The organism is Streptomyces sp. NPDC093598 (assembly GCF_044764825.1).
In the GTDB taxonomy this organism is placed as follows: domain Bacteria; phylum Actinomycetota; class Actinomycetes; order Streptomycetales; family Streptomycetaceae; genus Streptomyces.
Genome location: NZ_JBIWIV010000013.1, coordinates 131,348 through 144,805 on the forward strand (window position 1 = coordinate 131,348; position 13,458 = coordinate 144,805).

Sequence of the window (13,458 nt, forward strand, 5' to 3'; positions counted from 1 at the left end):
GAACCTCAGTGAGCACTGACGCCGACCACCTCCTCGACGGCATACCCGCGATGAGCGAGTACGACGAGCAGGTATGGGCCACGCTCAACGACCACTGGCAGCGCCGCAACAATCGCCGAGGCCTACCGAACTGGGCGAGCACAGCGCTGAGTCGCACCGGCGAGGCCGCCGGGAAGGCCACCAAACGGGTCGCGGACGCCGTCCCCGACGCAGTCTCGGAACCCGTGCGGCGCGCGGGCGACGCGGTCGCCGACAAGGCCATGCGACCGGCGCTCGCGGGCGCGGCGGCGCTGCTGGATCTGGTCAACGAATGGGCCATGGAGCTCAACGACCCGAAGAACGTCGAGAAGCTCGCCCGCAAGCAGGGTCTCGAACTCGACACTTTCACCGAACTACGGAAGCAGGACCTCAAGTTCTGCGACCGGCTGCTGACGCGCAACACCCTCAAGTGGCGCACGGCCGGCGCGTTCGAAGGCGGAGCCATGGGGCTGCTGGCGCTGGTCCCCGTCGCCGGTATCCCCGCCGCGATGACGGCGGACATCCTCGTCATCCAGGTCCTGAGCACGTCGATCGCCTCGCGCGTCGCGTACTCCTACGGCTATGACGCCAAGGACCCCAACGAGCAGGTCTTCATCCAGCGCCTGGTACGGCGTTCCTTCATGACCCAGGCGGCCAAGGCCGAACCGTTGCGTGACACCGCCCGGGCGGCGCACGCCCTCAAGGGACGCGTGAAGTGGTCGGAGAAGCTCCGCAACGACCACCGTCTTGTGGCCGCCCTGGAGAAGTTGATGAAGCAGCTCGGCCCGGCCGGCTCCAAGGTGCCGGTGCAGAACGTCGCCAAGGTCGTACCGTTCGTGGGCATCCTCATCGGCGCCGGCATGAACTCCGCGGTCCTCGGCAGGGTGGCCAAGGACGCCCAGCGGTACTGCCAGACTCGCTTTCTGTGCGAGAAGTACGGACTGCCGCTCCCAGCCGCACTGGCGACCGACGACGAGGACGACGACACCCAGGCCAACGCCACGTGAGTGCTGCGGTGGCGCCCGACCAGAGCGCCACCGTTCGCCTCCGCCGCCCCGCTCAGGCGTTGTCTACGAACCGCATGAACGACTGCCAGCCATCACGGCCAACCACGAAGGCCGGACGGCTCACATCCTTGGAGTCCCGTACGTGGATGGCTCGTTCGGCGATCGCGATCTCCACGCAGTCGTCGCCCTCGCTGCCGCTGTAGCTGGACTTGAACCAGGCAAGGTCCGTCGTACCGCTGCTCATAGCTCTCCTCGGAGTCGCTCCAGCAAGGCCCGGGATTCGTTAGGGCTCAGGGCCTGCGAGCGCAGTGTTTCATAGCGCTGACAGAGCGCACTTACCTCCTTCGGACCGGAGATCAGCCGCCCGTTCTTCTGCCCCTCGGAGTACCCGAGCCGCTGCCCCGCTGGGGTCTCCGAGATCCGCACCGGTCCATCCAGGCACGCATGCAACCCGCCTTCCAGCGGCACCACCTGAAGCGTCACATTCCGCGGAGCACTCCGCTCCAGTACGTGGTCGAACAGCTCCCGCATCGCTTCCGCGTCCCCGAACCTTCGCCGGAACACATGCTCCTCGACGATGAAGCTGAACGGCACGGTCGGCCGCTCCCGCATCATCGCTTGGCGTTCCATCCGGGCCGCGAGCTGCGCCTCCAGTTCCCCGTCCGTCCGCAACGGGATCGTGCCCTCGAACACCGCCCGCGCATACGCCTCCGACTGCAACAGCCCCGGCACCAGCCTGCACTCGTACGTACACAGGCTCACCGCCTCCCGCTCCAGCCGGGCCCACCTCCGGAACCAGGCCGCCAGCCCCGCCTCGCCCCGGGTGAGATACTGGGCGGCCTTCCGCAGCGCACCGGTGTTCCCGAGGGCCTCCTCTGCCCGGTCCACGAAGGGGGTGTCCGGCATCCGACGCCCCAACTCCACCGATTCCACGGTGTGTTTGGAGTACCGCACCCTCGTGGCGAGTTCGGCCCTGCTGAGCCCCGCGTGCTCGCGCAGCGCCTGCACGACCGCGCCGAACGTGCGCAGACTGTCGGACGGATGGGGTTCGCGCTCCCACTCCCCCGCCGGAACCGCCCGCGCCTCGACGCCCTCGGCCACGTCCCCTTCGACGATGCCCATCCGCCGCCCCTATCTCCGTACCGAGGCGGCTTCTCACGCCACCCGCACTCGCCACTCAGCGTGACGGAACGGGGAGCGTACTGTCCACTCCGTGTGCCCGTACGCTGACTCCGCGTACGGGGCGCCGTACTCGCTCCCACCCGTGCGCGACCGCCACGCTGGCGTCATGAACCAACCCGCTTCCCAACTTGCCACCCCCACCCGTACCTTCACCCAGCTACTGTCGTCCACCCGACGCGGTGCCCGGCTCGCGCGGCTGCTCGCGGTGGCCCAACTGCGATCCTGGGATGCCGGGGAGGACCTCACGGAGCGTGCCGAGACCGTGGTGGCGGAGCTTGCCGCGAACGCCGTTCTCCACGGCCGCTCACCGGGCCGCAGCTTCCGGCTCACACTTGTCCTCGACCCGTTGGCCGGGCGGCTGCGCGTCGAGGTCACCGACGCCCGCGGGGACCTGCTCCCGCACATCCCCCCGACGGACGCCGACGCGCTCCACACCTGCGGGCGCGGCCTGTCCCTCGTCGCCGCCGTTGCCGACCACTGGGACTGCGTCCCCTACCCGCCCAGCGGCAAGACCGTTCGCGCGCTGCTCTCGACGCCGTAGGAACGACTGCTCGCAGTGAGATCGTCGAGAACACCGGGGTCGAGTCCTGGGCATGCAGAAACCAGCCATCCCACCCGTCAGTGCGTTGACGTCGCCAACGCGCTTATCTACGGTGGCTGTTGATACGCAAGGGCTCAGGGGGCAACAAGCCGTGCAGGGGGGCAACACCGGTGAATCGGACCGGCCGGTCACGGCCCACCACTTGCTGAAAGCCGCCGAACGCGCCTACGTGCGAGCCGAGTTCAGCGTCGTAAGACCGCTTCTTCAACGCTTTCAAGCCACGTTCGGTACACCGGACCCCGCCGACATCGACGGCCCTGACGCCATACCGTACGCCGTGCTCCGCGCCGCGCTGGCCGCGCGGGCCGGGAACTGGCCGGAGGCGGTGCGGCGGTGTCCCGACAGTGACCTGGACCTGGCTGAGACGGGGGTCGTGCATGCCCTCGCGGTGGGTGCCCTTCGTCGGCTGGGGGAAGAGGACGGGCGGCACACCGAATTCGGCACCGCGGCGCTCGCAATCGTCCTGTGGGCGCATCTCCTGGACGAGGACGACCCCGGCGACTTCCGCGCGCTGCTGACCGAGCGGCGCGGTGCTCCCGTACCCGACGAGCTCTGGGAGGACGCCCGCCGCCATCTGCTCGGGCGTATCACCGACCTGCTGGACGCTCTGGACGTCCGGGCCGGCCGGGACGTCCTCGCCGCGTGGAAGACGGCCTGGGAGGCCGAACGCGCCACTCTCGCGGTCGGTCTCTCGGCCGTCGGGCCCGACGGTCTGATCCCGGTCAGCAGAGCCGCCCGGCAGCTCCTGGCCCACGGCCACCGACAAGCCCTCCTCGACGCCTACACCGCACGCCATCCCGACACCGCCACCTGGAGCGCGGACTCGCCCGACCACCGCGCGTGCGCCGACCTCATCGCCCAGGCCCTCGCGGAACAAGCTCAGGACCGGGTGCGGGCCCACGAGTGGAGCGAGGCTCTCACGGACTTCACCACGGCGGCGCGGCTCGGGCTCACCCTCGGCGCAGCTGAGCGGACCGCCGTGGTCCGCGCCGGGAAGAACGTCGGACGGAGCCGTACCGGGCGGGGCTACTCCCCCATCACTCGGATCCAAGGGCTGGAGCAGGCCCACGCCCTGCTGCCGGACGACGACGCGCTGGCCGCCGAACTGGCCGCCGAGCTGGTGCGGCAGGGCCGTAAGGTCTTCGACAGCGACCCCAGACAGAGCAGGGACCGCTTCACGCGCGCCCTGCTCGTGTCGCCCGGCGACCACGACGCCAGGACCGGCCTCGACGACCATCTGCGAGCGGACCTGCGCCGGACGGTGGACGGGGAACAGCCCCGGGAGAGGATCCACGAGGGCCGGGTACGGGAGCTGCTGCTGCGCGACCCCGACTGCGCACCGGCCCGACGGTGGCTGGGAGACCACTACGCCGAGCAGGCCGTGGCCGCCGCGTCCGACGGGCGTACGGCGGCGGCACGCTCCGCCGTACGCGACATGCTCCGTTACGGCGGCGACGGTGACCCGTACGAATACGACGAAGAAGACATCGATGACGAGCTCGTCGCCCTCCTGTTCCACGCGGCACTGTTCGCGGAGGCCGAGAACCCTCGCACCGGGTTGGAACGCCGCGTCGACCTGCTGAGTACGGCTGTCGGCGTCGCCGGCCCGGCCCACGGCCCCGTCAGGGAGGAGCTCGACAGGGCGGTGCTCGACCTCGCCGAGCACCTGGAGGCCACGGCGTCCCCGTCGGACGTCATCGAGCTGTTCCTGCGGGACCTGCTGCGGATCGGTGTCAGCGCACGCTTCGACCGGACCGTGGAGACCGCGTACCTGCGCCGCGCCGAGATCCGCGAGGAGAAGGGCGACTTCGGCGGGGCACGGCACGACCGGGCGTGCGCGGCACGGATCGGTGCCGGACTGCCGGACCAGGGGCTGCTGTTCGGGCCCGCTCCCGGCGGTGACAGCCATGACGACTCCGGACAGGGAGCCCTCTTTTGACCGTCGACCAGCCCGTCCCGGGTGCCAGAGGTGCCGAGGTACCCCCGATTCCCTGGTTCGGCCCCACGCTCCACGAACTCGTCCCCGGCTGCGTGCCGGGTGCCCGGCTCCCGGCCCTCCGGGCGCAGGCGGGGCGGGCGCGCGCCGCGGCCCGGCAGGATCCGGATCGGCTGGAGCGCATCGGCCGGGCCGACCGGAACTCACGCGGCTCCGTCACCGCCCTCGTCGCCGAGATGCTCACCCCGCCCCTGCCCCGCCCCGATACGGAGGAACATCCGTGACCGGTCCCGCCCCGACCGCCCCCACCGGCCCGCCGTCGGAACTCGACAAGTTGCGGCGCCGGGTCGAGGCGCTGTCCCGCAAACGCGAGGAGGCCGAGGCCCGGCTGCACAGCCTGCTGAACGCCCTGCTGCCGCTGGACGACCTGCTCGGCGACACGCGCCGCCGGACCGGTGCCCTGCACGTGGCGCGGTCCGCGCGCGAGGCGACCTCGGCCGCCGTCGCGCTGAGCGAGCAGATCGACGCGGCTCAGCGGATGCTGCGCGGCGAGCTCGCCCGGCTCGACGTCACCGCGATGGATGTAGTGGGCAGGGCGGTCGACCCGGCGGAGATGCACGTCGTGGGGACCGAAGGCCATCCCTCCCTCCCGGAGGGCACAGTGCTGAAGGAGCAAGAAACCGGCTTCCGGCTGGGCGCGTCCGTCTTGCGGTCCGCGAAGGTGGTCATCGCGGTGCCGGGCCCCGCGCCGGAGCCGGAGCCGGTTCCGGCAGCCTCTGCAGGCGGCGGACGGGCGCAGCCACGACGCACCACCCGCTCCCAGCGGCACCTCCCGCGCAAGCCCTCGGCCGGGCGTCGACGTCGCTCCCGACGGACCTGACCCGGCGCCGTTCCCGCACCTCCCGCGCCCGACGCCCCATGACGATCAGGAAGCAGCCTTTCATGCACCGGACTCTCGGCATCGACCTCGGCACCACCAACTCCGTCACGGCCTGGCTGTCCGACGGCGTCCCCGTCGTACTGCCCAACCGGGACGGCGATCAGGCCACCCCCTCGGCCGTCGGCATCGACCACCTCGGCGGCCTGCTGGTCGGCCATGAAGCCCTCCAGTGGCGTGGTGGGGCTCCCGGGTCAGTGATCACAGAGGTGAAAAGGCTGATCGGGCGGCGCTGGGACGACGAGCTCGTGCAGCAGGTGCTGAAAACGCGGCCGGACGACGCGCCGCCGGTCCGGGACGGTGCCGACGGCTCGGTGGAGATCCGGCTCGGTACGCACTACCTGTCCCCGGTGCAGGTCTCCGCCATCCTGCTGCGGCGGCTCAAAAGGGACGCCGAGAGCGCCGCGGGGATGCCGTTCCGGCGGGCGGTGATCACGGTGCCGGCGTACTTCGCCGAACCGCAGCGCAGCGCGGTGAGGGAGGCCGGGCGGCTGGCCGGTTTCCACGTGGCGCGGATCGTGTCGGAACCGACCGCCGCCGCGCACGCCTTCGGTGTCGGAGCGGGCGGGGACGGCGCCGACGACTACGCCAACCTGCTCGTCTTCGACCTGGGCGGCGGAACCTTCGACGTGTCACTGCTGGCGATCGGTCCGGGCTACTGCGTGGTGGGGGAACTGGGCGGGGACAACCTCCTCGGCGGCGCCGACTTCGACGCGCTGCTCGACGGCCACCTGCGTGAGCAGCTGGCCGGGCGGGACCACGGCGGCGACGGTGACGCCTCCCGGATCCGGACCGCCGCCGAACGCGTGAAGGTCGAACTGTCCTCGCGGGACGTCTCCGAAGTGACCCTCGCTCCCCTCGGCCGCCAGGGCGGATCGTGGTCCGGAGCGGTGCGGCGCACGGTCTTCGAAGAGCTGCTCACCGGGCACCTGCGGCGGATGCGGGAGAAGGTCGAGTCAGTGCTGAAGAAGGGCGACTCGCTTCCCGAGGACGTCCGGCGTGTCCTCCTGGTCGGCGGCTCCACCCGCATCCCGGCCGTCCGGCACGACCTCGAGGACCTGTTCGGCGCGGGCAAGGTGTCGCACACGGTGGATCCCATGACGGCCGTCGCCCACGGCGCCGCCGTGGAGGCCGGGCTCCTCACCACTCTCGACTGCCCTGCTGAAAGCTGCACCGTCGAAGGCATTCCCGTCACCGCCGACGCCTGCCCGAGCTGTGCCGCCCCGCTGCTCGGCGCGGCCACGGTGGACTGCCCGGTCTGCCATGTCCCCGCGCCCGAACTCACCGCAGCCTGCCCCGTCTGCACCACGGACCTGTCCGCACTGCGCGCGAAGGCCCCGGTTGCCGCCCACACGGAGTGCCCGGAATGCGGCCGGGAAGACAACCCCGTCACCGCGACGGTGTGCCTGGACTGCGACGCGCCGCTGGACGCGGGCGGCCTGAAGTGCCCCGGCTGCGGGATGGTCAACGCGGCCGGTCTCACCGCCTGCTCACTCTGCGGCGGCGACTTCGGCACCGCCCCCGCCGAACAGGTCACAGCACAGAACATCGCGCTGGAGCTCGACGACGGCACCGTGGAGGTTATCTTCCCCGGCGGCACGCCCTACCCGACCGAATGGCGCCCGGTGGACGACCTCGTGGTGCGCGGCGGAGGATCGGTGCGGTTCCAGGTGTGGGAAGGACCGCACCTGCGCTCGGCCCAGCGCAACGAGTTCTGCGGCGGCTACGTCCACGAGCGCGCCGACGGCCTCAAGGGAGACGTGCCGCTCGTCCTTCAGGCGCGGCTCGACGCCGACCGGACCATCGTTCTGAGGCACCGCATCGGCTCCGAGGACTGGGACGGAGTCGGACTGCGGCGCAGCCTGGTCTCCGCCGACATCGGCCGGAAGGCGACCGAACTCCACGGCCGCTGCGAGAACTTCCTGAACGACTTCAGCGGGGAGGTCACGCCCGCCGAGCGCGACGCCCTCACCGAGGTCATGGCGGACCTGGCGGCCCTCGGCAAGGGAGAGACCGTCGGGCGTTCCCTCGACGGGCTGCTGGACTCGGCCCGCGACACTCTGGAGTTGTGCGAGCGGGCCCGCGAAGCCTCGGCCCGGACGGCGGTCGCGGCACGGGACGGGCGTGGACTGCTGCCGTCGCCGCTCCTGGAGGAACTGCGGCGAGCGGCGGAGGCGGTCAAGGACGCGCGCGGGGCCATGAACACCGACGCGATGCGGGCCACCACGGAGCGGGCCGAGGAACTGTGGACCGGTCTCGACCCGGCGGTCCGCGCCTCGATCCGGACCATTCGGCTCGCGGAACAGGACGCCTACCCGACGACCCTCCGCAAGGAGGTCCTGGCCGCCCGCGACGCCCTGCGCAGCGCCGTGGCACGCGGCGACCAGGCCGCCCAGGACACCCAGCACGTACGCCTCGGACGTCTCGCCGAACAAGGCCGTCGCGAGTACGCGGAGGTGAGGACTCCGTCCGCCGCTGCGAGCGTGCTGCCGTCCAGGCGGTGAGGCGCCACCGAGCAGGTGTGTGAATACATTCTTGCCCATCATTAGTCTCTTGACAGCGTCAACAGGTAAGCTCGGGGTGTCCGTGCAGACCTCGCCCTCCCGGAAGGTCACCCATGTCCCAGCCCGAACTCCTCCCCGGCACGCCCGAGTTCCGCATCAAGCTCCCCAAGGGCGGCGGTGAGGCGTGCGGGCACCTGCTCACCGAGTTCGGGGGCAACGGCACACACAAGTTCCTTCTGCGCGAGGGCTCGACGGTGGCCGCCGAGGCATGGCCGGGGCTCGGCGACCACGCCCGCCGTACCCGCGCGGAGCTGCGCGCGAACGGCGGGCTCGTCGACGTCTCCCCCGACCGGTGGAAGGTGGCGCGCGACATTGAGTGCAACTCCTCCTCGGCCGCCGCCGCGCTGGTGTACGGCTACGACGCCTCCGGCCCGGAGTCCTGGCGCACCGCCGAGGGCCATCCCCTCGCCGACTACCTGTCCACCGGCTGGCGTGCCCCGCGCAAGGCGTGGCTGGTGCGCGGATCCAATGTGTCGGGGCACAATCTGGTGCGGCAGGTGTGGCTGCGGGAGGGCTTCGTCTCGCTCGCGGGCGCGCACGTGCCACCGCTGGAGGAGACCGACCCGACCAAGAGCACGCTGCGCCGCTTCGTGGAAGACGGGTACGAGGGGGCGGCCTCGTACAACCAGAAGAGAGGCCTCGTCGACGAACTGCACGCCTTCCTGACGCAGATGCGCATCGGCGACACCGTGGCCACCATCAGCGACGGCCGGCTGCACATCGGACGGATCACCGGCGACGCCCTGCAGACCTCGTCGCCGGGCGGGCTGTCCAATCTGCGCCGGACCGTCGCCTGGTTCAAAAACAGCCACCCCTATGAGGAAATGCCGGAGGAAGTGCAGCAGAAGCTGTCCGTCCAGCATGACGTGGTCGATCTGACCGTCGTTCTGGACGGACTGGACGAGCTCACCGGGCTGACGGACCTCACAGTCCCCGCGGTAAGCGGGGAACTGACCTTGCCGGACATCACCGGCGCACTCGCCGCCGACCTCCTCGTCCACGACCGTTCCTGGCTGGACGAGATACGGGAACTCCTCATCGACGAGCGGCAGTTGGTGTTCTTCGGGCCACCGGGCACCGGCAAGACGTATCTGGCGATGAAGCTGGCCGAGTACTTCGGCGGCGGCCCGGAACAGGTCAAGATCGTGCAGTTCCACCCCTCGTACGCCTACGAGGACTTCTTCGAGGGGTTCCGGCCCGTGGAGGATCCCGAGACGCGGGAGGTGGCCTTCCGGCTGACGGCGGGCCCGCTGCGGGAGCTCGCCGATCTCGCCTCCCGCGAGGGCAACCGGCACGTCCCGCACTTCCTTATCATCGACGAGATCAACCGGGCCAACCTGGCGAAGGTCTTCGGCGAGCTGTACTTCCTCCTGGAGTACCGGAAGAGGTCCGTCCGACTCACCTACTCCGGGGACGACTTCGCGCTGCCACCCAACCTCTTCATGATCGGCACGATGAACACCGCCGACCGTTCGATCGCGTTGGTGGACGCGGCGATGCGGCGCCGCTTCGCGTTCGTGGAGCTGTCCCCGCGCACCGAGCCGACCGCCGGGCTGCTCGCGCGCTGGCTGAAGCGCGAGGGCCGGGACCCGGAACCCGCCCGCCTGCTCGACGCCCTCAACGCCCGTATCGACGACGCCGACTTCGCCATCGGACCGTCGTACCTGATGAAGCCGGGCGTGTACCGCGACAGCGGCCTCGAACGGACCTGGCGCACGAAGATCCTTCCGCTCCTGGAGGAGCACCACTACGGCGAGGGCCTCGACGTCGCCGCCCGTTACGGCCTCGACTCGCTGCGCGAGCAGCGCCTGTGACCGTGTCCTTGGCCGACGTGACACTGCGCGAGTACGGGCCCGCAGTCTCCGTCCCGTTGGGCGCCTCGGACGGGCGGGCCCTCGCCGCCGCAAAAATCCTGGAGAGCGCGACCCCCGATCCCGGCCGCGACCGGCACTGGCTATTGCGGGCGGGCAGCCGTGTCGGCGCCGTGCGCGCCCCCGGTGGTGCGGTCGTGCGGATCATGCCCAAGACCCCGGTTCGGCGGCTGTTCTTCCTCCTCGGGTTCAGCCTCGACCCGGCGCGGGCCTGGCGCGACAGCCGGGAGGGCACCGTCGACACCGGCGCTCACGACGACGTCGTCCCCGCTCTCGCGCACGCCGTGGAACGGCGGATCGACGCGGCGCTGCGGCAGGGCGTCCTCCAGGGCTACCGGGAGGTCGAGGAGTCATCGCTGGTCGTGCGCGGGAGGCTGCGTGAGACCGAGCAGATCCGGCGGCACTTCGGCCGTACGCCGCCGGCGGAGATCGTCTACGACGCGTACACCGCCGACACCGCCGAGAACCGCATCCTGCGGGCCGCGGCCGAGCGGCTGCTGCGGCTGCCGTGTGTCCCGGGTCCGGTCCGGCGGCGCCTCGCCCACCAGCGGGCACGGCTCGCCGACGCTCTGCCGCTGATACGCGGGCAGGAACTGCCTCTCTGGCAGCCGTCCCGCCTCAACGCCCGCTACCAGCCGGCACTGCGACTCGCCGAGGCCGTCCTGCGCGGCACCTCGCCGGAACACCGGCCGGCCGGGGCCTCGCCACTGGCTGTGGACGGCTTCCTGATTGACATGAACAAGCTGTTCGAGGACTTCGTCACGGTCGCCCTGCGCGAGGCTCTTCAGGAACACGGCCTGACCGCACGCCTCCAGGACACTCACCACCTCGACCTCGCGGGTCTCGTACGGATGCGCCCCGACCTGGTCGTCCGCACCGGCGACGGCCGTACTCCGCTTGCTGTCGTCGACGCCAAGTACAAGGTCGAGAAGGCCGACGGACTCCTCAACGCCGACCTGTACCAGGCGCTCGCGTACGCCACCGTGCTCGGTCTGCGCGAGGCGCATCTTGTGTACGCGGCCGGACGGCAGCCCGAGCGCTTTCACGAGGTGCGGGGAACAGCGTCGGAACCGGACGGCCGGGCGATGCGGCTGTACCAGCACAGCCTCGATCTCTCCCGTGAACCAGAACAACTTCTGACAGCTCTCCGGGAGATCGCCGGACAACTGGCGTCCGGAAGAAAGGAAGCGGCCTGATGCCCCGGCTCGCCTTCGCCCAGAGTTTCTGGGACGGCTACGACACGTTGGAGAAGCCCGTCCGAGCGGGAGTGCGCAAGGCCATGGCGAAGTTCCAGGCCATGAGCGCCGCCGAGCTCAACGCGGACAAGGGACTGCACCTGGAGTGTGTGGAGAACGCCCGCGACCGGCGGATGCGCACCATCCGCATCACCGACTTCTGGCGCGGCGTCGTCCTCGCGCCCGACGACGGCAGCGACATGTTCTTGCTGGTCAACGTCCTGCCGCACGACGACGCCTACACCTGGGCGGCGAAGCGCCTGTACAGCGCGAACTCCGCGACACGCGCCCTGGAGGTACGCGACGCCGTCGCCCTGGACGAGCTGACACCGCTGTACGAGACCGCGGCGCGCACGGCACCCCGGCTGCTGTTCGCGCACGTCTCCGACAGCACTCTGCGGGAACTCGGCATCGACGACCAGGTACTGCGCGCCGCAAGGTCGTTGATGGACAAGGCCCAGCTGGAGGCGTTTTCCACCCTCTTGCCGGAGGACCAGCTGGAGGTGCTCCAGTACCTCGCCGAAGGCTTCAGCCCGGAGGACGTCTACCGGGATGTCGTCGCCGTCCGCCGGCCCGCCGACGCGCCCGCCGAACCGGTCGAGGACCTGGCCACGGTCATCGCCAACACTCCCGCACGCATCCGCCTGGTCACCGGGCCGCGGGAGTTGGAGGAGATCCTGGAGAAGCCGTTCGAGGCCTGGCGGGTCTTCCTACACCCCTCCCAGCGGCGCGTCGCCTACCGCGCCTCGTACGGCGGCCCCGTCCAGGTCACCGGCGGCCCCGGGACAGGCAAGACGGTAGCCGCCCTGCACCGGGTCAAGCACCTGCTCGGTCGTTCCGAGGACGGCCGCATCCTGCTCACCACCTACACGAACGCGCTCGCCGCCGGACTTCGCGACATGCTCGGGCTGCTCCTCGAGGAGGACGAGAAGCTGCTGGCGCGGGTCGATGTAACGACGGTCGACGCCTGTGCCAATGGCATCGTGCGCACGAGGTCGGCTGCCGTGCCCAAGCCGATCGGGGACCGGGAGCAGCGGCAGCTGTGGGAGAAGACGGTCAAGCAGCTCGATCTGCCGTTCACCGCCCAGTTCATGGCTCAGGAGTACCGGCACGTCGTACTCGGCCAGAACCTCCGCGACCTGGACGCCTACCTGGGTGCGAGCCGCCGCGGCCGCGGCACCGGTCTCGGCCCCACGCGCCGGCGCGCGGTGTGGAGTGGCGTCCAGCGGTTCGAACAGCTCCTGCGTGATCGCGGCGAGACCACACACCTGCGGGTCTGCGCCCGCGCGGCGGAACTCCTCGGCGACGAGCCGGCTCCGTACGCCCATGTGGTCGTCGACGAGGCACAGGACCTGCACCCCGCCCAGTGGCGGGTGTTGCGCGCCGCCGTCGCCCCCGGCCCCGACGACCTGTTCGCCACCGGAGACCCACACCAGCGGATCTACGACTCCCGGGTCTCGCTCGGCTCCCTGGGCATCATGACGGCCGGCCGCAGCTTCCGGTTGCGCCTCAACTACCGCTCCACCGAAGAGATCCTCGCCTGGTCGGCGCGGCTCCTGGCACCCGTCACCGTCGACGCCCTCGAAGGCGAGGGGACCGACTCGCTGGCCGGGTACCGCTCACTGCTGCACGGACGCCATCCCCAGGCGCGGGGATACGCGACCCGGCAGGAGGAGACCGAGGCGCTGGTGGACCGGGTCCGGGCGTTGCTCACCGAAGGCCTGGCACCGCACGAGGTCGGCGTGTGCGCACGGTTCAACCTCTCGCTGGACACCGCCGAGGAGAAACTGAAAGCCGCCGGCATCCCCGTGCTACGGGTCAGAGGACAGGTCACGCAGGGGGTCGAAGGGGTACGGCTGGCGACGATGCACGCGATGAAGGGGCTGGAGTTCCGGGCCGTGTCCGTCCTCGGTGTCAGCGAGGGCACCGTCCCGTTCGCCCGGGAGATCACACCGCGTGAGGCGGACCCGCTGCAGCACGACGCCGATCTGCTGCGGGAGCGCTGCCTGCTCTTCGTCGCCTGCACTCGGGCTCGCGAGGCGCTCAGCGTGACGTGGAGCGGAGCAGCGAGTCCGTTTCTGCCGCACGCCGCCTGACCGGCTGCCCG

The 13,458-nt window shown here is 70.9% G+C and carries 11 protein-coding genes; 9 read left to right on the top strand and 2 right to left on the bottom strand.

Going from position 1 to position 13,458, the window contains the following annotated elements:
- Nucleotides 1-8 precede the first annotated feature (8 nt).
- Complete coding sequence (locus ACIRDU_RS29750; RefSeq protein WP_403584982.1) at nucleotides 9-1,025, top strand: EcsC family protein; 1,017 nt, start codon at nucleotides 9-11, stop codon at nucleotides 1,023-1,025.
- Between the two features lie 52 nt (nucleotides 1,026-1,077).
- Here ACIRDU_RS29750 and ACIRDU_RS29755 read toward each other — a convergent pair whose 3' ends face one another.
- Together ACIRDU_RS29755 and ACIRDU_RS29760 are read right to left on the bottom strand one after the other, a co-directional pair.
- Nucleotides 1,078-1,269, bottom strand: coding sequence for a DUF397 domain-containing protein (locus ACIRDU_RS29755; protein WP_306930941.1), 192 nt, complete (start codon nucleotides 1,267-1,269; stop codon nucleotides 1,078-1,080).
- The gene (locus ACIRDU_RS29760) at nucleotides 1,266-2,147 is read right to left on the bottom strand and encodes a Scr1 family TA system antitoxin-like transcriptional regulator (RefSeq protein ID WP_403584985.1); all 882 of its coding nucleotides are present in this window, start codon (nucleotides 2,145-2,147) and stop codon (nucleotides 1,266-1,268) included. The genes ACIRDU_RS29755 and ACIRDU_RS29760 overlap by 4 nt, the downstream gene beginning before the upstream one ends.
- A gap of 166 nt (nucleotides 2,148-2,313) precedes the next feature.
- Here ACIRDU_RS29760 and ACIRDU_RS29765 point away from each other — a divergent pair, with 166 nt between their 5' ends.
- From ACIRDU_RS29765 to ACIRDU_RS29800, 8 genes are all read left to right on the top strand, one after another.
- Nucleotides 2,314-2,748, top strand: a complete 435-nt coding sequence (locus ACIRDU_RS29765) for an ATP-binding protein (protein WP_403584987.1) — start codon at nucleotides 2,314-2,316, stop codon at nucleotides 2,746-2,748.
- 337 nt (nucleotides 2,749-3,085) lie between these two features.
- Nucleotides 3,086-4,747 carry a hypothetical protein gene (locus ACIRDU_RS29770; RefSeq protein WP_403584990.1) on the top strand — a complete coding sequence of 554 codons (1,662 nt, stop codon included), beginning with the start codon at nucleotides 3,086-3,088 and terminating at the stop codon, nucleotides 4,745-4,747.
- Entirely contained in the window at nucleotides 4,744-5,028 is a 285-nt protein-coding gene (locus ACIRDU_RS29775) for a hypothetical protein (RefSeq protein ID WP_403584992.1), read from the top strand. The genes ACIRDU_RS29770 and ACIRDU_RS29775 overlap by 4 nt, the downstream gene beginning before the upstream one ends.
- The gene (locus tag ACIRDU_RS29780) at nucleotides 5,025-5,624 is read left to right on the top strand and encodes a nucleotide exchange factor GrpE (protein WP_403584994.1); all 600 of its coding nucleotides are present in this window, start codon (nucleotides 5,025-5,027) and stop codon (nucleotides 5,622-5,624) included. The genes ACIRDU_RS29775 and ACIRDU_RS29780 overlap by 4 nt, the downstream gene beginning before the upstream one ends.
- A gap of 62 nt (nucleotides 5,625-5,686) precedes the next feature.
- Nucleotides 5,687-8,185 carry an Hsp70 family protein gene (locus ACIRDU_RS29785; RefSeq protein WP_403584996.1) on the top strand — a complete coding sequence of 833 codons (2,499 nt, stop codon included), beginning with the start codon at nucleotides 5,687-5,689 and terminating at the stop codon, nucleotides 8,183-8,185.
- Between the two features lie 113 nt (nucleotides 8,186-8,298).
- On the top strand, nucleotides 8,299-10,059 hold the full coding sequence (locus tag ACIRDU_RS29790; protein ID WP_403584999.1) for a DUF4357 domain-containing protein: 1,761 nt from the start codon (nucleotides 8,299-8,301) through the stop codon (nucleotides 10,057-10,059).
- A complete protein-coding gene (locus ACIRDU_RS29795; RefSeq protein ID WP_403585000.1) occupies nucleotides 10,056-11,312 on the top strand; it encodes an McrC family protein in 1,257 nt (418 codons plus the stop codon). The genes ACIRDU_RS29790 and ACIRDU_RS29795 overlap by 4 nt, the downstream gene beginning before the upstream one ends.
- Nucleotides 11,312-13,447 (top strand): UvrD-helicase domain-containing protein, encoded by a 2,136-nt coding sequence (locus ACIRDU_RS29800; RefSeq protein ID WP_403585003.1) that lies wholly within the window; start codon nucleotides 11,312-11,314, stop codon nucleotides 13,445-13,447. The genes ACIRDU_RS29795 and ACIRDU_RS29800 overlap by 1 nt, the downstream gene beginning before the upstream one ends.
- The last annotated feature ends 11 nt before the right edge of the window (nucleotides 13,448-13,458 follow it).

Excerpts from the sequence above, each read along its gene's own strand:
- ACIRDU_RS29755 (WP_306930941.1), bottom strand. The coding sequence starts at position 1,269 with ATGAGCAGCGGTACGACGGACCTTGCCTGGTTCAAGTCCAGCTACAGC.
- ACIRDU_RS29760 (WP_403584985.1), bottom strand. The coding sequence starts at position 2,147 with ATGGGCATCGTCGAAGGGGACGTGGCCGAGGGCGTCGAGGCGCGGGCG.
- ACIRDU_RS29765 (WP_403584987.1), top strand. The coding sequence starts at position 2,314 with ATGAACCAACCCGCTTCCCAACTTGCCACCCCCACCCGTACCTTCACC.
- ACIRDU_RS29785 (WP_403584996.1), top strand. The coding sequence starts at position 5,687 with ATGCACCGGACTCTCGGCATCGACCTCGGCACCACCAACTCCGTCACG.
- ACIRDU_RS29790 (WP_403584999.1), top strand. The coding sequence starts at position 8,299 with ATGTCCCAGCCCGAACTCCTCCCCGGCACGCCCGAGTTCCGCATCAAG.
- ACIRDU_RS29800 (WP_403585003.1), top strand. The coding sequence starts at position 11,312 with ATGCCCCGGCTCGCCTTCGCCCAGAGTTTCTGGGACGGCTACGACACG.